Here is a 22,923-nt window from a genome sequence, read left to right on the forward strand (position 1 = left end):
GGGGAGGGGCTACCCCTCCCCAATTCTCATCCGGCGTGGAGGCAGAGGCCGCCCCTTGATGCGCCGGGGCGTGGGAGGATTCGCGCCGTGCCGGAGGTCCACAAGTACATCGGGTTCGCCGTCGTCGGCGCGTTCGGCGTGCTCATGCTGTGGGGTCTGGGGGCGCGCCTGTTCAAGCGAGGGCCGGGGGATTGGTTCTGGCGCTTGCTGGCGGCGATCCAGATCGTCCTGGGGATCCAGGTCGTGGCGGGGATCGTCCTGCTGGCCGTCTACGGGTTCAGCGCCCGGCCCTGGCTGCACTACCTCTACGGGTCGGTGTTCCCCATCACCGTGCTGGTGGTGGCGCACGTCGTGGCGAGGGGACTGGAGCGCGACCACTGGGTCCCGTTCGCCTGGGCGGCGTTCTTCTGCTTCGGGCTCACCCTGCGGGCACTCATGACCGGGCTCGGCGTCGGCTGATCCGCCGCCCAGGCCGCCCCGGCCGCCCCACCGCCCGGCGGGCCGGAGCTTGCTCGACTCAAGATGGGCCGGAAACGCGCCGATTCGAGTGCCGGTGATGGAAGCTCGATCCTTTCCCTCGCTGGAGGCCGAGCTCGCCCGCCTGGACCCCTGGAGCTTCCACGTCCTACCGGGCGAGAGCTTCGGCGTGGACAGCATCGTCGTCGGTACCACCGGGTCGTTCGCGATCCGCGTCGTGCAGGAGGGCATCTCCGCGATGGTGGGCAAGCGGCCCCCGGGGCGTCGGGGCCTCCGGCGCGCGGCGCGACGGTTGGAACGGCGTCTGAACGAGCTGGGCGTGCACACGCGGGTCGAGGCGGTGCTGTGCTCGGTCGGGGCGTCGGGGTTCGCGCCGCGGACCCTCCGCGGGGTCCGGGTCATCCCGCGGATCCTGCTGGTCCGCGAGCTCTCCGAGCGACAACGGGTCCTGCTTCCCCACCAGGCCCAGCGGGCCGCACGGTCGCTCCTTCGCCCCACCGGCTGAGGCCTGCCCTTCGCCCGACCGGCGGACGGCCGCTGCTCGCCCACCCGGCCGGGCCCCGCCAAATCCAGGAACGGCGGTAGCCTTGTCCTCGTGCGCATCTGTTACTCGCGCTGGGACGGCACCCAGGACCCCTTCGGCCCGGACCTGTCCGCCGGCGACCTCCTGGACTCGATGTCGCAGGAGATCCTGTCCGGCGCGGGCGCGGACTCGGCCCTGTCCCGACTGCTCCGCCGGGGCATCCGGGGGCAGTCCTCGGGCCTCGACTCGCTGCGGGCGCGGCTCCGGCAGGCCCGGCGCGGTGAGCAGGACCGGCTGAACCTGGCCGGGCCGCTGGAGGACATCCGGGAGCGTCTCGAGTCGATCCTGGAACGGGAACGCACCACGCTGTCGTTCCAGGCCGAGGACGACGCCCGGATGCGGGAGACCTTCCTGGACTCGTTGCCGGCCGACATGCCGGGCAAGATCCGCGAGCTCCGCGACCACCGGTTCGTGGACCCGCAGGCCCAGCGCGAGTTCGACGAGCTCATGGAGTTCCTGAAGGAGCAGGTCCTGGGGAGCTACTTCCGGAACGTCACCCAGGGCATGCAGAACCTCTCGCCGGAGGACCTCCAGCGCCTGGCCAGCATGCTGTCCGAGCTGAACGAGATGATCGAGGCGCGGGACCGGGGCGACCCCGTCGACTTCGAGGGGTTCATGCAGCGGTACGGGGACATGTTCCCGGAGAACCCCCGGTCGCTCGACGAGCTGCTGGAGCAGATGGCCCGGCGGATGGCCGCGCTGTCCCGCCTGATGGCGTCGCTGTCGGCCGAGCAGCGCCGCGAGCTCCAGGAGCTGGCCGAGCAGCTCCTCCAGGACATGGACCTGGCCTTCGAGGCGGACCGGCTGGCCCAGAACCTCTCGGGGCTGTTCCCGGACATGCCGTGGGGCGAGCCGGTCATGGCGGGCGGCGAGGACGCCATGCCCATGGCGGCGACGGTCGACGCCCTGGAGCGCATGCACGACTACGAGGACCTGGACCGGTCGCTGCGCGGGGACTACGCGGGCGCGGCCCTGGAGGACGTGGACGAGGACGCCCTCCGCCGGACCCTCGGCGACGACGCCGTCCGGGACCTCCGCCGGCTGAAGGAGGTCGAACGCGCCCTGGAGCAGGCCGGGCTGGTCAGCAGGAGGCAGGGCCGCCTCGAGGTCACGCCGAAGGGCGCCCGGAAGCTTGGGGAACGGGCGCTGGTGCGGGTGTTCGAGCACCTCCGGCGGGACCGCGAGGCCGTGCACGAGGCCCGCGATCCCGGGGGCCTGGCCGAGCCCACCGGGCAGACCCGGCCGTGGCAGTTCGGCGACACCGGCCAGATCGCCGTGCAGCGGACGGTGTTCAACGCGGTCCTGCGGGACGGTCCGTCACCCCAGCCTCGCCTGGAGGCGGAGGACTTCGAGCTGGTGGAGGCGGAAGCGAGGACCGAGGCCGCGACGGCGCTGCTGCTGGACCTGTCGTTCTCCATGCCGCTTCGGGGGCACTTCGTCCCGGCCAAGCGGATGGCCCTGGCGCTGCACGCGCTGATCGAGGGGCGGTACCCCCACGACACGCTGTACCTCATCGGGTTCTCGGACTACGCCCGCCGGATGCAGCCGGAGGACCTCACCGCGGCGGGGTGGGAGCGCGTGTACGGGACGAACATGCAGCACGCGTTCAACCTGGCGGGGCGGCTTCTGGCACAGCATCCCCGGGCCACCCGCCAGGTCATCATGGTCACCGACGGCGAGCCCACCGCGCACCTGGTGGGGGAGCGGGTGGAGTTCGCCTGGCCGCCGGTTCCCGAGACCATCCATTTGACCCTCCAGGAAGCCATGCGGCTGGCCCGGGCCGGGGTCACCCTGAACGTGTTCATGCTGGAGGACTCGCCGGGCCTGGCCCGGTTCATGGAACGGCTGGCCCGGCTCACCAACGGGCGGGTGTTCCTGATGAGCGGCGACGCGCTCGGCGAGTTCGTCGTGCGCGACTACGTCCGCCGTCGCGCGCGCTGAGCCGGTGCCGATGGGGCCGTCGGCGCCCGCGGAGCGGCATTTCTCGCGGGAGGAGATCGAGCGGGCCCGCGCGTACCACCGTCCGCTGTATGCGTCGTTCGCGGCGTCGGCCGCCCTCGGCGTGGGGTACCTGGCCGCGGTGACGTCCTCCGCGGCCGGACGGTGGTTGGCCGCGCCGGTCGACGATCTTTCGAGGTGGGCCTTCGCGGCGGCCTTCCCGGCGTTGGTGGTGGTGGCCGGTGCGGTGCTGCGGTTCCCACTGTCGTTCTGGCGTGGGTACGTCCACGAGCACCGGTGGGGCTTCTCGACGCAGTCGCCGGCCGGCTTCGTGTCGGACTGGGCCATGGGCCTCGCGGTGTCGGTGGCCCTGACCGGGGCGGCCGTGATGGCGTTCGTCGAGCTGGCCTCGCGGTTCCCGAGGACCTGGCGGCTGATCGCGGCGCCCGCCGCCGCCGGGCTGGCCGTGGTGCTCTCCTTCCTCGCGCCGGTGGTGTTCGAGCCGATGTTCAACCGGTTCCGGCCCCTGGCCGACGAGCAGCTGGCGGCGGACCTCCGGGCGCTGTCGCGCCGGGCCGGCGTCCCGGTCCGCGAGGTGCTGGTGGCCGACGCCAGCCGCAGGACCCACAAGGAGAACGCCTACGTGTCGGGACTCGGCCGTACCCGGCGGGTGGTCGTCTACGACACGCTCCTGGCGCGGGGAAGCCCGCAGGAGGTCCGGCTGGTGGTGGCGCACGAGCTGGGCCACCGCCGAGAGCGCCACGTCGCGCTCGCCACCGCGCTGGGAGCCGCCGGGGCCGCCGTGGCCGTGGTCGTGCTGTGGCTGCTGCTGCGATGGCACCCGGTCCTGGCGGCCTCGGGCGCGACCGGCCCGGCCGATCCCCGGATCGCTCCGCTCCTGCTGCTCGCGGCCACGGCCATGGAGCTGGTGACCCTGCCCTTCGGGGCCGCCGTCAGCCGGCGATGGGAAGCCGCCGCGGACCGGGCCTCGATCGAGCTCACCGGCGACCCGGACGGGTTCGCCGGGATGGAACGGAACCTGGCCGTGGCGAACCTCCTGGACCTGGCCCCCAGCCGCCCGGTGTACCTGCTGCTGTTCAGCCACCCCACGCCGGCCGAGAGGATCGAGGCCGCGATGGCCGGGGGGTGACGCCCGGTCGCCCCTGTCTTGACCATCGGGCGCCGACCCTCGATAGTCGGCTCCGTTGAATACAGCACGTGGTTCGACCAGTCGGCGGAGGCGTCGACTCGGCACGATCGTCGCATCCCTCTCGCTCATGGCGTCGGCGGTCGCAGTGGCGACGCCGGCAGCCGCCTCCGCCCGCGCCTCCGCCCGGACGGTGTCTGTCACGTCGCACGGCGAGACTGTCGATGTGACCGTGCACCCGCCGTCGGGGATCCTCCCGCCTCGCGGGGCGGCCACCCCAAAGACGAACCCGAGCGCGAACCTCAGCTACCACGGCGGCACCAGCGGGATCGGCGTCACGACGGGGGGGCCGAAGGTCTACATCGTGTACTGGGGGTCCCAGTGGGGGACGCAGACCACGGGGAGCGACGGGTACCAGCACTTCTCGGGCGACCCCCAGGGCATGGCGCCGGTCCAGCAGGCCTTCTTCGCGGGGGTCGGCACGGGAGGCGAGGAGTGGAGCGGCGTGCCGACCCAGTACTGCGAAGGCGTGCCGTCCGGCTCCAAGTCCTGCCCGTCGAGCGCGACGCACGTCGGGTACCCCACGGGCGGGGCGCTGGCGGGCGTGTGGGAGGACGCCTCGGCGGCGGCACCCGCCAAGGCGACCCAGCCGCAGATCGCTGCGGAGGCGGTTCTCGCCGCCACGCACTTCGGGAATACGGACCCGGCTTCGAACCGGAATGCCCAGTACGTCGTCACGTCGCCCACCGGCACCAAGCCCTATCTCTTCCCCTACAGCGCGTGCGCGTGGCATGACTGGACCTCGTCGGTGAACGGTCCGCTCCCGTACACGAACATGCCCTATATCACGGACGCCGGCGCGGGGTGCGGCGCCGACGCGGTCAACTCCGGTTCCGGGGGGACCCTGGACGGCGTCACCATCGTGGGCGGGCACGAGTACGCGGAGACCATCACCGACCAGCTCCCCCCGGGAGGATGGCTGGACAGCATCGGGAACGAGAACGCGGACAAGTGCGCCTGGAGGACCACCCCGCCTGGGGCGATGCAGAACATCACGCTGACCACGGGGACCTTCCCGGTGCAGGGGAGCTGGGCCAACGACTCACCGAACGCGAACGGCTGCGAGATCTTCCACCCGGTCGTGACCAACAGCCCCGACTTCACGATCTCTGCGTCGCCGACCACCCTGTCCGTCGACTCGGGCGCTTCCGGGCAGACCACCATCACCACGGCGGCGCTGAACGGTTACAACGCAGCGATCACGCTGTCGGTCAACGGCCTGCCGGTCGGCGCCTCGGCAAGCTTCTCGCCGAACCCGATCGCCGCACCCGGGTCGGGAACCTCCACCATGACGATCGACTCCGGAAACGCTGCCGCGGGGACGTATCCCCTCACGGTGTCCGGTTCCGACGGGACGATCACCCACATCACGTCGGTGTCGTTCACGATCTCCGCGGGCGTCCCGCAGCTGCTGGGCAACCCGGGCTTCGAGAACGGCGCGTCGAACCCGGCGCCCTGGATCATCACTGGCGGCGTTATCAACAGCTCGTCTTCGGAGCCCCCCCACGGGGGGACGTGGGACGCATGGCTGGGCGGGCACGGCACCACGCACACCGACACCCTGTACCAGCAGGTCTCCATCCCCTCGGGGGTGAGCACGGCGACGCTGTCATTGTTCCTGCACATCGACACGGCCGACACCTCCACGACGGCACACGACCAGATGCGGCTGCAGATCCTCGACTCCTCGGGGACGCTGCTGAAGAACCTGGCCTCGTACTCCAACCTGAACGCGGCCTCCGGCTACTCGAAGAAGACCTTCGACGTGGCCTCGTTCGCGGGGCAGACCATCCGGGTGTTCGTAGTGGTGAAGGAGAACGCGTCGCTCCCGACGTCGTTCGTGACGGACGACTTCGCGCTGAACACGACCTGAGGCAGCGGCGCGTTACGCCGGGTCCCACCACAGGGTGACGGCGCGCTGCTCGGGCGGGCCGATGCCCCACCTGCCGCCGGATTGCCACAGGCGATCGCCGAGCGCCTCCGCCACCTCGGCGTCGCGGTCGGGCATCAGGCAGAGCCGCCGGCGGGCCGTCGCCACCGACGCCTCGCGGCTCTCGTGGCCGAGCCGCGGGAGGATCCAGTCGTCCCGGCCGGGATCGAGTCCCAGCTCGCGGAGCGCTTCCTCCAGGTCGTCGGCGGTGGGGTGGTCCGGCCGCTCCAGGTCCCAGAACCGCTTCCACAGGTCGTTCATCCAGGCTCGGGGATGCTCCCGGGTGACCTCGACCACCACCCGGGCGCGGGCTCGTTCCGTCATCGCATCCACGAAGGGCCGGAGGTCCTGGGCGTTGTACAGGACGTGCGCGCACAGCACGACGTCCGCGGGATCGACCTCCGCGGCGGCGTCCGGCCAGGCTCCCCGGACGGCTGCGAAGCCCACGCCGGTGGCCGTCGCGAGCTCTGCGAACGAGGCCAGCATGTCCTCCATCGGGTCCACCGCCGTGATGAACGCGACCCGGGGAACGAGCGCCAGCGACGCGGCTCCCGACCCCGAGCCGACGTCGACGACCGAGCCGCCCTCCGGCAGCGCGTCGAGGGCACGCCGCGCCGACGGGGACGAAGATGGCGACCCGGTGGCGCCGGCGGCAGGGCCCGCGGTGGCGGCTTCGGCCCGTCCCCGGAACACCTGCACCGGATAGGTCCACGGCGATTCGGGGGCGGCCCGCAGGATGTCCTCGGGGATGGCCCAGGACCGGAGGGCCTCACCCCACCGCTCGACGGCGCCCATCGCGCTCACCGCGCTCACCGGCTAGGACCGGTACGCGGCCCGCAGGACCTTCTTGTCGAACTTCCCCACGCTGGTCTTGGGGATCTCCGAGACGAACTCGACACGGTCGGGCAGCCACCACTTCGGGAACAGCGGCTCCAGGTGTTCGACGAGCTCCTCCTGCGTGGCCGTCGTGCCCTCCTTCAGCACCACGCACGCCAGGGGGCGCTCGCCCCATCGCTCGTCGGGGATGGCGATGACGGCGGCCTCCAGCACCGCCGGGTGGCCCATGAGGGCGGACTCCAGCTCGATCGTGGAGACCCACTCGCCGCCCGACTTCACCAGGTCCTTGGTCCGGTCCACGATGTGCAGGAACCCGTGCTCGTCGATCACCGCGACGTCGCCGGTCCGCAGCCACCCATCCTCGGTGAAGCTCTCCACCCGCTCCTCGGGGTGGTAGTACGCGGAGGCAACCCAGTTCCCGCTGACCTGGATCTCGCCCATGGACTTCCCGTCCCGGGGGACCTCCTGGCCGGTCGCCACGTCCACCACGCGGGCCCGGAGGCCGGGCACCGGCATGCCCTGCTTGGCCCGGACGCGGAGCTGCTCCTGCTCGGGGAGCTGCTCGAGGGCGGGGGTGAGGCGGGACAGCGACGCCACCGGGCCGGTCTCGGTCATTCCCCAGCCCTGGATCATGGCCACCCCCACGGTGCGCTGGAATCCTTCGATCAGCGACTTCGGCACCGCCGAGCCGCCCGCGGTGATACAGCGGATCGACGAGACGTCGCGCGGCTCTTTCTGGAGGTGTTGGAGGAGCCCGATCCACACGGTGGGGACGCCGGCCAGGACGGTGACCCGTTCGGTCTCGATGAGCTCCGCCAGCGACGCCGGGTCCGCGCTGAACTGCCCGGCGAACACCTGCCGCGCGCCCGCCATCGTCGCCGCGTACGGCATTCCCCAGGCATTGGCGTGGAACATGGGCACCACCGGCAGCACGGCGTCGTGGTCGGTGATCCCGATGGCGCCGGCCTGGTTGACCATGGTGGCGTGCAGGACCATCGAGCGGTGCGAGTACACGACGCCCTTCGGGTTCCCGGTGGTGCCGGAGGTATAGGCCATGCTGCAGGCGTCGTCCTCGTCCAGGTCTGGCCAGGAGAACTCCGGCGACGCGGCCTCCAGCAGCTCCTCGTAGTCCCTGGCCCCACCACTGGACACCCCGGCGGTTTCGGCCTCGGAACCGCCCATGACCACGATGTGCTCCACCGTCTTCAGGTTCGGGATCACCTTCTCGAACACCGGGAGCAGCGTGGCGTCGACACAGACCACGCGATCCTCGGCGTGGTTGGCGATCCAGGCGATCTGGTCCGGGTGCAGCCGGATGTTCAGCGTGTGCAGCACCGAGCCCATGCAGGGGACCGCGAAGTACAGCTCCAGGTGCCGCCAGTTGTTCCAGGCGAACGACGCGACGCGATCGCCGGGCCCGACACCGAGTTCCCGGAGCGCGTTGGCCAGCCGGGCGGTGCGTTCGCCGAGCTCCTCGTATGACTCCCGGTGCACGCCGTCCGCCGTCTTCGTGGCGATGGTGGATCGCGGGTAATAGGTGACGGCACGCTCCAGAAGGCGCGTGAGGATGAGCGGGTCGCGTTGCATCAGGCCGCGCACCGGGCGATTCTACGGCCGGACCGTCGCGGCGCGCACCGGGGTCGATCCAATGCCTGCGCAATGAAATCCGCCCGTCGGGCGTTCCATTTGTGACTGTTTGTGGTCAATTGATAGTGCCAATTGGGACTGGTCGCGGCGATGGATCGGCCCTACGATACGCCTTGTGAATGAGGAAAGCCTTCGCCGGGCCAATGCATTCCTGGGGGCGGTGGCCCAACAGATCCAGGCGGGGCAGACCCTGACTGCAACGCCAGCCGAAATCGGCAAGGAGATTGGGCTCCCCGATCCATTGGCGGCCGCGCGGGCCGTCCGGGCGCTGCTGGCTCGAAAGCGGCTGGAGGTCGTGGACGGCCAGTACCGGTTGCTCGACCCCCGGCCGGTGGAGCCGGGCGAGCCGGAGGCGATCCCCCGGCCGCCCCGCAAGAAGCAGGCCCCCCGGGGCCGGCGGGCCCGGCCGGCCGAACCCGGACGCCCCACCTACAGCGAGGTCGGGCGGGTGGCCATCGAGCGGCTCATCGAGATGTCCCGGGACGTGGGAACCCTCCGGGGCAACCTCCGCACGCTGCGCGAAGAGGCCCGCACCTCCCGGGAGACCAAGGAGGAGGCGGAGCGCCGCTCCCAGGTCCTGGCGAGCCGGGTCCGGGACCTCGAGGCCAAGGTCGAGATGGCCGAGACGAACCTGCGGACCATCCTGGCGGCGGCGCGCGGGACGGCAAAGGCCGACACCGTGGGCGACGCCGAGATGGACGCGATCCTGGCGGTGCTGAAGGGAAGCGGCGACAGCTCCTCCGGCTGACCGACGTACCTTCCCGCATGGCCGTCCACGGCTCCAGCCCCCCGCATGGGCACGGCCCGTGCTACCCTCGGATTCGAGCGGTCCTTCGAACGCGAGTTCTCATCCGCAGGGCTCCTCTTGAAGTGTGGTCTGCGATGCCGCTCGACCGTTGGGAGTTGATGGAACGATGATGCAGGAAGAGGCGCGATCGGTCTGGGAAGGCAGGATCGCCGACACCGCGTTGCGGGTCGAGGTCCAGCCCTCCGGCCGGATCGTCGCGCTGTGGCGGGCCAAGGGCGGTGGCGACCGCCGCGTGGTGGTCAACACCATCGAGGAGCTCGAGCGCTCCGTCCTGTTCCAGCTCATGCTGACGGCTCCCCGCGACCAGGCCGGCATCCCCGCGCAGATCGCCCAGGCCGTCGACGAGGCCCGGGTCGGGCTGCCCGACCCCAGCTCGATCCCCCGCGCGCCGCGCAAGAAGCGCCCCTCCCGGCGCCCGGGCAGCCACCGCCCCCGCCGCAGGCGCTAGATTTCCTTCCGCCATGCGGCGGGCCCCGTCGAAGCCGGACCTGATCCTTCGCGGCCTCGTTCTCACCATCGATCCGTCCTCGCCGGCAGCGGAGGCCGTGGCGGTGAGCCGGGGCCGCATCTCCGCGGTCGGCTCGTGGGACGAGATCCAGCCGCTCGGTGGGCCCAGGAGCGAGGTCATCGACGTGGGTCGCCGGACCGTCCTTCCCGGGTTCCAGGACGCGCACGTCCATCCGCCACAGGCAGGCCTGGACCGGATGCGCTGTGACCTCAACGACCTCGGAACCCGGGAGGACTACCTGGAGGCCATCCGGGCTCACGCGGCGGCTCATCCCGACGAGCCGTGGCTGCTGGGCGGAGGGTGGGCCATGGACGGGTTCCCTGGCGGGACCCCGGATCGTGGGCTCCTGGACGCCGCCGTGCCCGACCGTCCGGCCTTCCTGGTGAACCGGGACGGGCACGGCGCTTGGGTCAATACCCCAGCACTGGAGCTCGCCGGCATCGACGCCCGTACCCCCGACCCGCCCGACGGGCGCATCGAAAGGGACGTGGCGGGCGAGCCGTCGGGGATGCTCCACGAGGGCGCCATGGACCTGGTCGAGCGGCTCCTCCCACCCGTGGGCCAGGAAGAGTGGCAGCAAGCCATCCTGCTCGCCCAGCGGCACCTGCACGGGCTCGGCATCACCGCGTGGCAGGACGCCTGGGTGCTTCCCGAAACGCTCGCCGCCTACGCGGCCCTGGCCGAGCGGGGCGAGCTGACCGCACGGGTGGTGGCGGCCCTGTGGTGGGACCGTGGCCGCGGCGAGGAACAGGTCGACGACCTCTTGGAGCTTCGGGCGTCCGGGTCGGTGGGCCGCCTGCGGGCTCCGGCGGTGAAGGTGATGCAGGACGGGATCGTGGAGAACTTCACGGCGGGGATGATCGAGCCCTACCTGGACGGCCACGGTCTCCCCGATGACGGCCGGGGGCAAGGGCTTTCGTTCGTCGACCCCGCTGCGTTCGGCCCGTCCGTGACCCGCCTGGACCGGGAGGGATTCCAGGTCCACGTCCATGCCATCGGGGATCGCGCGGTCCGCGAGGCGCTGGATGCCTTCGAGGCCGCCCGGGCGGCGAACGGCCCGAGCCCGAACCGCCACCACATCGCCCACCTCCAGGTCGTGCACCCCGACGACGTACCGAGGTTCGCCGCGCTCGGCGTGGCCGCGAACCTCCAGGCCTACTGGGCCTGCCTGGACGACCAGATGCGGGACCTGAACGTCCCGTTCCTGGGACCCCAGCGCACCGGCCAGCAGTACCCGTTCGCCAGCCTGGCCCGGTCGGGAGCCCGGCTGGCCCTGGGGAGCGACTGGTCGGTGACGACAGCCGACCCGCTCCGCCAGATCCAGGTCGCGCTGACACGCGTTCCCTTCGACCAGCCGGAACGGGAACCGTTCCTGCCCGCGGAGCGCCTCGACCTCCCGACGGCGCTCCGGGCGTTCACCATGGGCTCGGCGTGGGTGAACCACCTCGACCGGGAGACCGGCTCGATCGAGCCCGGGAAGCTGGCGGACCTGGTGGTCCTGGACCGCGACCTCACGGCGCTTTCGCCCGCATCTGTGGGTGAGGCCCAGGTGGTCCTGACCATGGTGGAAGGGGAGGTCGTGCGCCGAGCGCCGTCGCTGTCGGGCTGGTAGCTCAGACCAGGACGCAGGCCGCCCGGTGGTCGGGCCCGGCGCCACTCGCAGGGTGGAGGTCGGGGTCGATGGTCCGGCAGCGATCCTCGGCCACCGGACACCGTGGATGGAAGCGGCATCCCGAGGGAAGATCGACCGGATCGGGGGTCTCACCCCGCAGGATCTCGGGTGTCCCCCGCTGCCGCGGGTCACGCTTCGGGACCACGGAAAGCAGGGCCTTCGTATAGGGATGCCTCGGGTTGCGCACCACGTCCCGGGCCGGACCCTCCTCGACGATCCGTCCCAGGTACATCACGGCGATGCGGTCGGCGAAGTGGGCCGCCGTGGACAGGTCGTGCGTGATCATCAGGATCCCCATGCCGCCCTCCCGGCGAAGGCCGTCCAGCAGCGCCAGGACCCCCGCCCGGACCGAGACGTCCAGCATCGACACCGGCTCGTCCGCCACCAGCAGGTCTGGTTCGAGAACCAGGCTGGCGGCGATGGCGACTCGCTGGCGCTGTCCGCCGGACAGCTCGTGGGGGTATCGATCGACGTACAGCTCGGGCGGGGTCAGCTCGGCGCGGGCCAGCGCCTTGAGCATCCGAGCCCGGCGCTCCCGGCGCGAGCCACCTATCCGGTGGATCACCATGGGCTCCTCCACCGTCTGGCGGACCCGGAACCGCGGATCGAGGGATTCGTAGGGATCCTGGTAGATGAGCTGCATCCTCCTGCGGAGCGACCGGAGCGACCCGTGCGCGAGGGCGGTGATGTCGCGGCCCTCGAACCGGATGACGCCGGACGTGGGGTCCACCAGCCGGAGCACGGTCTGGGCGGTGGTGGTCTTGCCGCACCCCGACTCCCCGACCAGGGCCAGCATCTCGCCACGCTTCAGGGTGAACGACACGCCGTCCACCGCGTGCACCGCACGGCGGGGCCGCCGAGCCATGGCGGCCACCAGGCCGCGCCGGATCGGGTAACGGGTCACCAGCTCCTCGACCTCGAGCAGCGGCCGGCCATCGTTCGACGCGTTCGGGCCGTTCGAGCCGTTCGGGATCACGCGGGGCTCCGGGCCCCGACGTGGTTCAGGTGGCACGCCGCGACGTGGCCGTCGCCGACCCCTTCCAGGATGGGCCGGATCGAGACGCAGGGATCGAAGGCCCGGTCGCACCGGGGCCGGAAGGGGCAGCCCTCCAGCGGACGGTCCAACCGAGGCGGCGCGCCGGGGATCGACGCCACCCGTTCGTCTCCGAACAGGTCCGGCGTGGCGGCGAACAGCAGGCGGGTGTACGGGTGGCGGGGATCGTGGAACAGGACGTCGATCGACCCCTGCTCGATGATCTCCCCCGCGTACATCACCGCCGCGCGCTCGCACACCTGCGCAACGACGGGGAGGTCGTGGGTGACCAGGACCAGGGCCAGCCCCAGCTCCTCGGTCAGCCGTACCAGGAGCTCCAGGATCTGCGCCTGGACCATCACGTCCAGGGCGGTGGTCGGCTCGTCGGCCAGCAGGACCTTCGGGCTGCAGGCCAGGGCCATGGCGATGGCGGCGCGCTGGCGCATCCCTCCGGAGAACTCGTGCGGGTACCGCGCTCCGGCGGCGGCCGGGATCCCGACCAGCTCCAGCAGCTCACCCGCCGCCGACCGGGCGGCGGCGCCGGACGCGATGCCGTGGAGCTCCATCGGCTCCACGATCTGCGAGACCACCGTCTTCACCGGGTTGAGCGCGTTCATGGCTCCCTGGAACACCATCGCCATGTCGCGCCACCGGTGGGGCCGCATGGCATCCTCTCCCCCCGGCAGGATGTCCTGCCCCCGAACCCGGACCTCCCCCGAGACGGCGGCCGACGGTGGGAGGAGGCCCATCGCCGCGAGGATGGTGGTGGTCTTGCCGCACCCGGATTCGCCCACGAGGCCGAACCGTTCCCCGGGCTCGAGCCCGAAGCTCACCCCCTGCACCGCGTGCAGCGTCGTCCCGCCCTCGAGGTCGAACCACACGTGAAGGTCACGGATCTCCAGCACCGCGGTCACGACGGCCCGCCTCTGCGCACCGGGGAGGGAAGCAGCCGGAACCGCCGCACGGACAGATGCGCGACGCGGAGGCGCGGGTTCATCGCATCCTCCATGGCCTGGCCGATCAGGCTGCACGCCAGGATCAGCAGGGACACCAGCACCCCCGGCGGGACGATCGCCCACCACGCCCCGTTGCTGATGGCGGCGTTGCGGAACGCGTTCTCGATGACCCTGCCCAGCGAGATCTTGCTGGGGTCGCCGAGCCCGAGGAACGACAACGCCGTCTCGTCGAACACCGCCACTGCCACGGTCAGGACCGTGTTCGCGATGAGCAGCGGCGCGACCTGGGGGACCACGTGGCGGAAGACGATCCTGGCGTTGCCGGCCCCCAGCGACCGGGCCCGCTTCACGTACACGCGCTCCCGGACGCTCTTCACCTGCGAGCGGATGATGCGCGCGGTGCTGGCCCACAGCAGGATCCCGATCACGATGACGATGTGGAACAGACTGGCCCCCCAGATCACCGCGATCACGATCATGAGCGGCACGTCGGGGATGGCCAGGAAGTAGTCGGTGATCCGCATGAGCACGAGCTCGGTCACGCCGCCGAAGTAGCCGGACGCCACTCCCACCGCTCCCCCCAGCAGCATCGACACGAGCGTGGCGGCGAATCCCACCACCAGCGAGATCCGGGCACCCCACAGCAGCAGCGTCACCATGTCGATGCCGCCGTCGTCCAGTCCGAGCCAGTGACTCGCCGAGGGGCGGCCGAACGAGGGTCCGACCTGCTGGTGGAGGCCGTACGGCGCGATGACCGGCGCCAGCACCGCCGCGGCGATGATGAGGAACAGGACCGCGGCCCCCACCGCGGCCGAGGGCCGCTCCCGGAGCACCCGCCGGAGGAACCGCTTCCGAGGGACCGAATCCACGGAGACCCCGGGTTCCTGCTGGAGAGCCACGCTCACTCCTGCCCCCTCATTCGCTGATCCTGGGGTCGAGGCGGAAGTACAGGAGGTCGGCCGCGAAGTTGAAGATCACCACGGAGAGGGTCAGCACCAGGAACGCGCCCTGGAGCATCGGGTAATCGCGAAACGTGACGGCGTCGTAGACGGCCAGCCCGATCCCCGGCCAGGAGAACACCGTCTCCACCAGGATGGCCCCCGCCACGATGTAGCCGAGGGACAGGGCCACCAATGTCACGGTGGGCAGCAGCGCGTTGCGCAGGGCATGGCGGCGCACGATGGTCCAGTCCGGGAGGCCCTTCGCGCGCGCCGTGAGGATGTAGTCCTCACCGAGCGTCTCCAGCATGGCCGAGCGCACGATCAGCGTGTACTCGCCGTACAGCACGAGCCCGAGGGTGAGCGACGGCAGGAACATGTGTCGCGCCACATCCACGATGTGGGGCCACAGCCCCGGGTGCAACAGCGCCGCGAACTCGTCGGTCATCCCGCGGGTCGGGAACACCCCCGCGAACACGATGATCAGCATCAGGGCCAGCCAGTGGGTGGGCATGGAGTAGAACGCGAGCGCCGAGGTGACGGTGGTCTTCTCGAGCGCGCTGCCGCGGCGCCACGCCGCGACCACCCCCGTGAGCATCCCGAACACGATGGCGAAGATCGTCCCCAGGCCCACCATCGGGATCGTGTTGGCCAGGGCCGTGCGGAGGTTCGAGCTGACCGGCTGGTTGTTCTGGAACGACACGCCCATGTTCCCGTGGACCAGCTGCTTCAGGTAGATGAGGTACTGCTGCCACTTCGACTTGTCGAGGCCGAACTCCCGGGCGATGGCCGCCTTGGTCGCCTTGGTGGCATGGGGGACCCGGGACAGGTTGCTGACGGCGCTGCCCGGAGCCAGGCGAAACAGGACGAAGTTCAGGGTCAGGGCCACGAACACGGTGATCACCGCGAAGGCGGTACGCTTGATGATGTAGTCGGCGCCTCGCATCCCGCCCCCGCTCCGTGGGTCCTAGGCCACCCGGTGGACCTGCTCCATCGTCTCCTTCGACAGCGGGTTGAACGAGCTCTGCGGCGACATCAGGAAGCCGTCCCAGCTCTTCGTGTGGACCTCCACGACGTCCACGTAGTTCAGCATGATGTACGGCCGGTCGTCGTACAGGACGTCCTGCATCTTCCACACGAGGTCCTGACGGGCCTTGGGGTCGAGCAGCGTGCCCTGCTTGCTGTACATGGCGTCGTAGCTCGGGTTGCAGTAGCCGGTGTCGCTCCACCCGCCGTACTGGTCGCACGTCACCACCGACAGGATGAAGTCCGGGTCGATGAGCGGCACCCAGTCCCACATGGCCAGGTCGAAGTCGAGGTAGCCGGTGTCCCCGGGCGCCGTGATCGCGGCGAACGTGGCGCTCGAGTCCAGCGACTTCTGGGTGAGCTTCACCCCGATCTGCTGGAAGCCCTCCTGGATGATGGAGAACGACCGGTCCACGCCGGTGAGGTCGTCAGGCGTCAGCACGTCGTAGGCCATGGGGTGGCCGCCCGCGACCCGGATGCCGTCGGGTCCCTTCCGGTACCCGGCGTCGTCCAGCATCTTGTTGGCCAGGTCGAGGTCGAACGTCTCCGGCTGGACGTTGGCATCGTGCCAGGTGCCGTCGGCGGGCGGGACCAGCACCGCGGCGGGCTGGGCCAGCCCCTGCCAGACCGTGTCGATGATGGCGTTCCGGTCGATGGCGTGGGCGAACGCCTCCTTCACCTTGGGGTCCAGGAGCTCGCGGTTGTTGGGCTTCTTGGGGTTCGAGTTGATGATGAAGTCGTTCTCGGTCAGCCCGGGCCCGGTCGAGACGACGAATCCGCTGTCCTTCAGACTCTGGACGCTGGTCGGCGGGACGGTGCCGCCGCCTCCCTCGATCATGTCGATGTCGCCGTTCTTCAGGGCCTGGATCATCGCATCGTCGTTGCGGAACATCTCCAGGCCGAAGCTGTCGATGTGGGGCTTGGGGCCGTAGAAGCTCGGGTTCCGCTCGAACAGGGCGATGTCCTTGGGCGTGTACTCCTTGAGGATGAACGGGCCGCCCGACACGACCGGCGCCGGGTTCTTGAAGGACCGCAGCTCGGTGCCGGTGCCCGTGGCAATGGGTGCCCACACGTGCTCGGGGATGACGGGGACCTGCTGGAGCTGCGAGAGGACGTTCGCCACCGGCGCCTCGTAGTGGATGACCAGGGTGGTGTCGTTCGGCGCCTCCGCCCCCGTCACGTGGAGCAGGTACGAGGCCGAGCTGGCCGTGGGGCCCTTGGCGAACTTCAGGATGGTCGCGATGGTGAACTCGGCGTCCTTCGCCGTGAGGGGCTGGCCGTCGGACCACTTCGCGCCGGCGATGGTGTGGAAGGTCCACGTCAGCCCGTCCTGCGACTGCTCCCAGGACGTCGCGAAGTCGCCCACGATGGCGTCGTCCGACGTGTCCCCGGCCGCCACCTTCGTGGTGTCGTACTGGACCAGGTAGGGATAGATGTACTCGAACGTGGTGAACGAGTCCTGGTTGAAGGCGACGAACGGATTGATCGAGTCGATGGTCGAGTTGGTGCCGATGCGAAGGACCCCACCCTCGACGATCTTGGTCCCCCTGGTGGTGGTGGTGGTGGTGGCTGACGTGCCGCCACCCCCCCCGGTGCAGGCCGGGGCCGCCAGCACGAGGGCCAGCACCGGGACCATCCACAGCCGAAGTCCTCTCACGTCGGTTCCTCCTTCATCTGCCGCGACGGGTCCGCCGCTTCCAGAGCGGACTCCTCGATGACGAGCGTGCGGGCGTCGGCGTCGACGGTGGCCGTCACGCCGAGCGGGACCGTGGACAGGTGCTTGCCGTGCCCGAGCGGGAGGTTGAACACGACCGGCACGCCGAGCGGCTGCAACCTCGACTCGAACACGTCCTCCATCGACCTCCCCTGGAGCCATGGTTCCGGGAAGAGCTTGTCCTCGCAATGGGCCATCTCCCCCACGGCCACGCCGACGACCCCGTCGAGCTTCCCGGCGTTGGCCAGGTGCAGGAGCATCCCGTCCACCTGATAGGGCGGGCACCACACGTCCTCGAAGAACAGGATGGACCCGTCCAGGTCCACTTCCCAGGGCGTGGCGAGCGTCTCCCGGAGCAGCCACAGGCACCCGCCCACCAGGGGGGCGGTCGCCCTGCCACTCCCCATGGCACCCACGTAGGGATCGTCGGGCCTGGGGGCGACGGCGCCCAGGGGCTCGGTGGCGGAGAGCGCCCGGACCAGGCCCTCGCGGGTGAAATCGGTGCGCTCGGGGTCACCCAGGGTGAGGAAGTTGGGCCCGTAGAACGTGACCAGGCCGGTGGCCCGGCGGATGGAAACGTGCAGCGCCGTCACGTCCGAGTAGCCCACGAGCGGCTTGGGGTTCGCGGCGATCGCCGCCATGTCGAGAAGCGGGACCACTTCGGAGGCGCCGAATCCGCCGCCCAGCGACTGCACGACGTCCACCTCGGGGTCTTCGAACATGGACACCAGGTCGCGGGCCCGGGTCTTCGCGTCCCCCGCCAGATAGGCGTCCCGGTCGTACACCCCGCCGGCCAGCTTGACCCGGTAGCCTCTCGACTCCCACCAGCGGAGGGCGCGGTCCACGTCGGAGCGCTGCTCCCACGGGCTGGAGGTGCCGGCGACCCCGATGGTCCCGCCCGGACGGAGCGGCCGCGGCTTGACGAGCGGCGACCGGGTCACGATGGTGCCATCGGCTTCCGCCGCTCGGGAAGCGGCTTCTCCCGAAGCTCCCGGACGTAGGCCACGCACTCGGCGACAGCCGCCTCCAGCAGGGCTTTCCCCTTCCCCGCCGTGGCCAGCGTGGGCCGGCCCTGGACGCCCGTGCGGCTGAACGACGACCACCATGGCATGAGCTTGAGGGACCCGTCGGACCAGTCGAACCAGGCGTGCTCGCCCTCCGGGTAGGACTGCTCGTCCACCGCCAGCGCCATGTCCACAGCGTCCGGGTCGATGGCCAGGTAGATGGAGGTCTCCAGCTCACACGCGTGGGCCATGCCCCCTCGTTCCGAATCGCGGACCGCGGCGATCGCTTCCGCCGCGGCCGGGCTGGTCAGGTAGAAGGCCGCGGCGGCCAGCGAGCCGGGGTGCTCGATCATCACCAGGCGGGCCGCCATCTCCACCAGGTTCTGGTTCGACCCGTGGCCGTTCAGGAACAGCAGGCGGCGGAAGCCGTGGCGGACCAGCGAGGTGCCGACGTCGGTGAGGTACCGGGTGAAGGTGTCCCACCCGATGGTGATGGGGCCGGGAAAGTCCATGTGGTGGGGCGAGTAGCCGTGGGGGATGGCGGGGAGCAGCACGATCTCGCCGGAAGCCTCCTCCGCGGCGCGGCGGCAGATCTCCTCGACGATCCGGAGGTCGGCGTCGATGGGGAGGTGATGGCCGTGGTCCTCCAGGGTCGCGACCGGGATCAGGCACACCCGGTCCTCCGCGGCGGTCGCGGCCACCTCGGGCCAGGTCAGGCGGTCGTATCGGAGCGGGCGGGTCCTCACGACGCGCGCTCCCGGCCCAGGGCTGCTCGGACGTCGATCTCGGTGAACGGCGTGATGCACGGATTGCCGGGAGCGACCCACATCCGGCCTTCCTCGACGTGGCACACCATGGCGAACAGGATGGACTCTGCCTCGTCGCCGTCGCGTTCCTGGGGGTGGGCGCAGATGGAGAGCGCTCCGGCCTGGTGGTCGTGAAGGATGGCCATGGCGTCATCCACGGTCGACGACGCCGCCGCCAGCTCCCGGGCGCGGGCCAGCCGGGTCCGGGTCCCGGGCCCGTGGTTCCCGTCACCCTTCGCCAGGTCCGGGTCGAGGTAGTGGTTGGTGTGGCCGGTGACGCCGTCCAGGACCCGATGGTCGGTGGCGCTCGTCTCCACCACGAACGCTTCGCCGCCGCCGCCGCCGCCGCCGCCCGCGAACAGGTGGGCGTAGCCTCCGGCCCGCCCCTCGACCGTGGCGCGACGGACCGCGTCCTCCCGGTCTGCGGCCTGGAGCGCGGAACGGGACACCAGCAGGCGCGGGATTCCCACCCGGTCGTCGTCCGCGGTGAGCGACATGACCGACTGCGCCATCCCCGATGCGTTCATGCCGACGGCCGGGAGGAAGGAGGCCACGGTGGGTGATACGAATGCGGGGCCATCGTCGGGTCGGGCCACCACCACCGCGACGCATCCGGCGTCCCCCGCGTACCACTGCTCGTCGTGCGCCAGGACCGTTCCACCTTCCGGCGTCCCGACGACCACACCGGTGCACCGATCCGCGGGCGCAGGGACCGGTTCCAGGGCCGGTTCCAGCTCCTCCCAGGCGTTGGCGGCGAAGAGCTCCCAGAACTCGACCCCCGCACCTCGGGCCATGGCCGCGATCTCGTCGACGAGGTCGGGATAGGCGGCCTTCGCCGCGTCGCGGTGCGGCTCGAGCCGCCGCGGCAGGTCCTCGGGCGTGACGCCGCGGCGCCGCAGGAACCGCCGGTAGAACCCGAGCGAGCGGTGGATCAGATCGGCCATCGCGACCCCCGCCTGGAGCCCGCGGCGCTGCCCGTCGCCCTCCACGTGCACCACTCGCAGGCTCACGTGCCGGTCTCCGAGAAGGCGGTGAGGAACTCGGCCACGCCCAGGATGTGCTCCTTCAGCCCGTCCACCGACGCGAACTCGTCCGGGCCGTGGGCGCCACCCGAGTGGCCGAGGCCGCCGGAGGCCCACGGGATCCCCAGGACCCGGTCGAACACGTGGAAGGGCGCGCACCACGGCGCCATGGGGTAGGGGAGCACCCGGCGGCCGAGCCGCTCGTACGAGGCTCGCATGGCGCCGGCCACGGCGGACCGCGGGTCCGACTTCGCCCACGGGTAGTGGTCGAGAACCTCCACCTCCACGTGGGCGTGGCCTCCAGCCCGGAGGTGGTCCCGGATGACGCCGGTCACCTCGAGCGCATCGAGGTCGGGGACGAGACGGATGTCCAGCAGGGCCCGGGCCCGGTGCGGGAGGATGGTCTTCCCGCCCGGACCGGTGTAGCCGGCCTCCAGTCCCGACACGTTCATGGTGGGCCGGAAGATCAGCGCCTCGAGCAGCTCGGCCGCGCCGCCGGGGAGCTTGTAGCGAGCAGCCCCCGCCTCGATCAGGTGCTCTGCCGGGTCGAAGCCGTCGGCCAGCTCCTGGAGCAGGGCCCGGTCGGCTTCCGTGGGAGGACGGGCGTTGGCGTCCAGTCCCGGCACGAGCAGCTCCTCGCCCGGCCCGGTGAGCTCCGCCAGCGCGTGGATCAGGCTCCATACGGGCGAGGCGATCCATGCTGCCTCGCTGGAATGCAGGGGCCGGGCCGGGCCGCCCCAGTCGCCGCTGGTGCAGGAAACCTCCAGGCCGAGCAGTCCCTTGCAGCCGAACACGAGGTCCGCCCCTCCGGCCAGGTCGCCGAACAGGTCGAAGTCGACCCCCGCGTCCCCCGCGAGCTCGTCGGCGTGAGCCCGAACGACGTCCTCCAGGTGGGGGCTCCCGAGCTCCTCCTCACCCTCGATGAAGAACGCCACCCCGACGGGGACCCCTCCCGCCGACCGCAGCGCGTCGAGCGCGCAGAAGAACGCGGCCAGCGATCCCTTGGAGTTCGCCGTGCCCCGGCCGAGCACCACCGGCCCCACGCCGGGCCGCTCCACGATCTCCGCGCCGAAAGGGGGAGCGGACCAGTCCGGTTCCTCCGCGGGCTGGACGTCGTACATGCCGTAGCGCACCAGGCGGGGCGCTCCGGGTGGTCCGCTCAACTCGCCCAGCACGACGGGATGTCCAGCCGTCTCGACCAGGCGGGCGGAGCCGCCGGCCTCCTCGATGAGGCCGGCAACGGCATCGGCGGTCTGGCGAACGCCTTCCCCGGTGGCGCTCACCGACGGCATCCGGCACAGGTCGCGGATCCGTTCCAGGTAGGTGGGGAAGCGCTCCTCCACGATGGAGGCGATGCCCGCGCCCGAGGCGACCAGGTCCTTCACAGCCGCTCGAAGTAGCGGGCCAGCTCCCAGTCCGTGACGGCCCGGTTGTCGAAGATGCTCTGCTCCTGCCGGGCCGTGTTCAGGAGGTGCTCGAACACGAAATCCCCGAACGCCTTGCGGGCCACCTCGCTGCGCTCGAACTCGTCGATGGCCTCGTGCAGGGAGCTCGGAACCCGAGGCACGTCCGTCGCCTCGTACGCGTTGCCGTGGAACATCGGCGGCGGCTCGATCCCGTTCTCGATGCCGTACAGGCCGCCCGCGATGGTGGCGGCGAACGCCAGATACGGGTTCGCGTCCGCACCCGGGATGCGGTCCTCCACCCGGAAGCCCGTGTGCTCCCCGACGATGCGGAAGCCACAGGTCCGGTTGTCGTGGCCCCACGCGATGGCGGTGGGGGCCCAGGACCCCAGCTGGTAGCGCTTGTAGGAGTTCACCGACGGCGCGAACATCCACGCCATCTCCCGGGCGGTGGCCATCAGCCCGCCCAGGTAGTTCCGGAACAGCGGCGAGAAGTGGTGCTCGCCGTCGTCCGACCACATCAGTGACGTGCCGCCGTCCATGTTCCACAGGCTCGAGTGCAGGTGGCACGACGAGCCGGCCTCGTCCATGGACCACTTCGCCATGAACGTCACCGCACGGCCGTTCAGGGCCGCGATCTCCTTCACCCCGTTCTTGTAGATGGTGTGGCGGTCCGCCATCTCCATGGCGTCGGCGTACCGAAGGTTGATCTCGTGCTGGCCTCGCCCGAACTCGCCCTTGGAGAACTCAACGGGAACGCCCGCCGCGTCCATGTGGTTGCGGAACTGGCGGATCAGATACTCGTCCTTGGTGGTCTGGAGGATGTGGTAGTCCATGATGTAGTCCGAGTGCGGCCGGAGCCCCCGATACGCCTTCTCCGCCGCTTCCTCGTATGAGTCCTTGAACAGGTAGAACTCGAGCTCCGAGCCGCACATCACGGTGTAGCCGGCGGCGTTCGCCCGCTCGATCTGGCGCCTCAGGATCTGCCGCGGCGCCACCTCCACCGGCTCGCCGGTCTCCTCGTCGAACACGTCGCAGATCACCAGGGCGGTCTTCTCGAGCCACGGCACGACGCGGAGCGTGGTGAGGTCCGGGATGGCCTTGAGGTCGCCGTAGCCGGTGTCCCAGTTGGCGTACGCGTAGCCGGGCAGCGGTTCCATTTCCATGTCCACTGCCAGCAGGTAGTTGCAGGCGTGGATGGCGCCCTCGCCGTCCAGCACGTCGTGGGCGAAGAAGTCACCGGTGACCCGCTTCCCCATGAACCGTCCCTGCTGATCCGGGAACACCACGAGGAACGTGTCGAGGTCGCCCCCGTCGATCATGTCCAGGGCCATGTTCCGGTCGACCATCCCTCGGGCCATCCTCGTCTCCTCTCCAAGCCCGCGATGGCGAAACGGACGCGGCGGGCCAGAGC

The 22,923-nt window shown here is 70.9% G+C and carries 20 protein-coding genes; 8 read left to right on the forward strand and 12 right to left on the reverse strand.

All coding sequences use genetic code 11. From position 1 onward, the window contains the following. The first annotated feature begins 87 nt into the window (after positions 1-87). From M3Q23_16210 to M3Q23_16230, 5 genes are all read left to right on the forward strand, one after another. Positions 88-459, forward strand: a complete 372-nt coding sequence (locus tag M3Q23_16210; protein ID MDP9343598.1) for a hypothetical protein — start codon at positions 88-90, stop codon at positions 457-459. Positions 460-556: 97 nt separating this feature from the next. Continuing rightward, entirely contained in the window at positions 557-982 is a 426-nt protein-coding gene (locus M3Q23_16215; protein ID MDP9343599.1) for a hypothetical protein, read from the forward strand. Between the two features lie 90 nt (positions 983-1,072). After that, positions 1,073-3,001 (forward strand): hypothetical protein, encoded by a 1,929-nt coding sequence (locus M3Q23_16220; GenBank protein MDP9343600.1) that lies wholly within the window; start codon positions 1,073-1,075, stop codon positions 2,999-3,001. A gap of 10 nt (positions 3,002-3,011) precedes the next feature. Then, complete coding sequence (locus M3Q23_16225; GenBank protein ID MDP9343601.1) at positions 3,012-4,148, forward strand: M48 family metalloprotease; 1,137 nt, start codon at positions 3,012-3,014, stop codon at positions 4,146-4,148. 223 nt (positions 4,149-4,371) lie between these two features. Then, positions 4,372-6,078, forward strand: a complete 1,707-nt coding sequence (locus M3Q23_16230; protein MDP9343602.1) for a hypothetical protein — start codon at positions 4,372-4,374, stop codon at positions 6,076-6,078. A 12-nt stretch (positions 6,079-6,090) separates the two neighbouring features. On the opposite strand, the gene M3Q23_16235 is transcribed toward M3Q23_16230, so the two are convergent. Together M3Q23_16235 and M3Q23_16240 are read right to left on the reverse strand one after the other, a co-directional pair. Next, the gene (locus M3Q23_16235) at positions 6,091-6,948 is read right to left on the reverse strand and encodes a class I SAM-dependent methyltransferase (protein MDP9343603.1); all 858 of its coding nucleotides are present in this window, start codon (positions 6,946-6,948) and stop codon (positions 6,091-6,093) included. 3 nt (positions 6,949-6,951) lie between these two features. Further along, positions 6,952-8,559 carry a long-chain fatty acid--CoA ligase gene (locus M3Q23_16240; protein MDP9343604.1) on the reverse strand — a complete coding sequence of 536 codons (1,608 nt, stop codon included), beginning with the start codon at positions 8,557-8,559 and terminating at the stop codon, positions 6,952-6,954. 175 nt (positions 8,560-8,734) lie between these two features. Here M3Q23_16240 and M3Q23_16245 point away from each other — a divergent pair, with 175 nt between their 5' ends. The 3 genes from M3Q23_16245 to M3Q23_16255 all read left to right on the forward strand — a co-directional run bounded on the left by M3Q23_16245 (position 8,735) and on the right by M3Q23_16255 (position 11,547). Further along, the gene (locus M3Q23_16245) at positions 8,735-9,367 is read left to right on the forward strand and encodes a hypothetical protein (GenBank protein MDP9343605.1); all 633 of its coding nucleotides are present in this window, start codon (positions 8,735-8,737) and stop codon (positions 9,365-9,367) included. Between the two features lie 166 nt (positions 9,368-9,533). Beyond that, positions 9,534-9,875, forward strand: coding sequence for a hypothetical protein (locus M3Q23_16250; GenBank protein ID MDP9343606.1), 342 nt, complete (start codon positions 9,534-9,536; stop codon positions 9,873-9,875). Between the two features lie 13 nt (positions 9,876-9,888). Further along, a complete protein-coding gene (locus M3Q23_16255) occupies positions 9,889-11,547 on the forward strand; it encodes an amidohydrolase (protein ID MDP9343607.1) in 1,659 nt (552 codons plus the stop codon). Between the two features lies 1 nt (position 11,548). Here the strand turns inward: M3Q23_16255 and M3Q23_16260 are convergent, their stop codons facing one another. From M3Q23_16260 to M3Q23_16305, 10 genes are read right to left on the reverse strand one after another with little or no spacing between them, the layout of a single operon-like run. Next, positions 11,549-12,583: an ABC transporter ATP-binding protein gene (locus M3Q23_16260; GenBank protein MDP9343608.1), complete on the reverse strand. Its 1,035-nt coding sequence runs from the start codon at positions 12,581-12,583 to the stop codon at positions 11,549-11,551. Further along, positions 12,580-13,554, reverse strand: coding sequence for an ABC transporter ATP-binding protein (locus M3Q23_16265; protein MDP9343609.1), 975 nt, complete (start codon positions 13,552-13,554; stop codon positions 12,580-12,582). Before M3Q23_16265 ends, M3Q23_16260 begins: the two co-directional genes overlap by 4 nt. Next, positions 13,551-14,501, reverse strand: a complete 951-nt coding sequence (locus M3Q23_16270) for an ABC transporter permease (protein ID MDP9343610.1) — start codon at positions 14,499-14,501, stop codon at positions 13,551-13,553. Before M3Q23_16270 ends, M3Q23_16265 begins: the two co-directional genes overlap by 4 nt. 10 nt (positions 14,502-14,511) lie before the next feature. Further along, entirely contained in the window at positions 14,512-15,480 is a 969-nt protein-coding gene (locus M3Q23_16275; protein MDP9343611.1) for an ABC transporter permease, read from the reverse strand. Positions 15,481-15,501: 21 nt separating this feature from the next. Continuing rightward, positions 15,502-17,217 (reverse strand): peptide ABC transporter substrate-binding protein, encoded by a 1,716-nt coding sequence (locus M3Q23_16280; protein MDP9343612.1) that lies wholly within the window; start codon positions 17,215-17,217, stop codon positions 15,502-15,504. Continuing rightward, positions 17,214-18,215, reverse strand: a complete 1,002-nt coding sequence (locus M3Q23_16285; GenBank protein MDP9343613.1) for an LD-carboxypeptidase — start codon at positions 18,213-18,215, stop codon at positions 17,214-17,216. The genes M3Q23_16280 and M3Q23_16285 overlap by 4 nt, the downstream gene beginning before the upstream one ends. Then, positions 18,212-19,024, reverse strand: a complete 813-nt coding sequence (locus M3Q23_16290) for a creatininase family protein (GenBank protein ID MDP9343614.1) — start codon at positions 19,022-19,024, stop codon at positions 18,212-18,214. Before M3Q23_16290 ends, M3Q23_16285 begins: the two co-directional genes overlap by 4 nt. Beyond that, entirely contained in the window at positions 19,021-20,094 is a 1,074-nt protein-coding gene (locus M3Q23_16295) for a C45 family peptidase (GenBank protein ID MDP9343615.1), read from the reverse strand. Before M3Q23_16295 ends, M3Q23_16290 begins: the two co-directional genes overlap by 4 nt. Continuing rightward, positions 20,091-21,491, reverse strand: a complete 1,401-nt coding sequence (locus M3Q23_16300; GenBank protein MDP9343616.1) for a M20/M25/M40 family metallo-hydrolase — start codon at positions 21,489-21,491, stop codon at positions 20,091-20,093. The genes M3Q23_16295 and M3Q23_16300 overlap by 4 nt, the downstream gene beginning before the upstream one ends. After that, entirely contained in the window at positions 21,488-22,870 is a 1,383-nt protein-coding gene (locus M3Q23_16305) for a glutamine synthetase family protein (protein MDP9343617.1), read from the reverse strand. The genes M3Q23_16300 and M3Q23_16305 overlap by 4 nt, the downstream gene beginning before the upstream one ends. Between the last annotated feature and the right edge of the window lie 53 nt (positions 22,871-22,923).

It is taken from the genome of Actinomycetota bacterium (assembly GCA_030774015.1).
Taxonomy (GTDB): Bacteria; Actinomycetota; UBA4738; order UBA4738; family JACQTL01; genus JALYLZ01.

What these genes read in the sequence shown, in the direction of transcription:
- M3Q23_16215 (MDP9343599.1), top strand. Translation starts at nt 557, where the DNA reads ATGGAAGCTCGATCCTTTCCCTCGCTGGAGGCCGAGCTCGCCCGCCTG.
- M3Q23_16225 (MDP9343601.1), top strand. Translation starts at nt 3,012, where the DNA reads ATGGGGCCGTCGGCGCCCGCGGAGCGGCATTTCTCGCGGGAGGAGATC.
- M3Q23_16240 (MDP9343604.1), bottom strand. Translation starts at nt 8,559, where the DNA reads ATGCAACGCGACCCGCTCATCCTCACGCGCCTTCTGGAGCGTGCCGTC.
- M3Q23_16250 (MDP9343606.1), top strand. Translation starts at nt 9,534, where the DNA reads ATGATGCAGGAAGAGGCGCGATCGGTCTGGGAAGGCAGGATCGCCGAC.
- M3Q23_16255 (MDP9343607.1), top strand. Translation starts at nt 9,889, where the DNA reads ATGCGGCGGGCCCCGTCGAAGCCGGACCTGATCCTTCGCGGCCTCGTT.
- M3Q23_16275 (MDP9343611.1), bottom strand. Translation starts at nt 15,480, where the DNA reads ATGCGAGGCGCCGACTACATCATCAAGCGTACCGCCTTCGCGGTGATC.
- M3Q23_16305 (MDP9343617.1), bottom strand. Translation starts at nt 22,870, where the DNA reads ATGGCCCGAGGGATGGTCGACCGGAACATGGCCCTGGACATGATCGAC.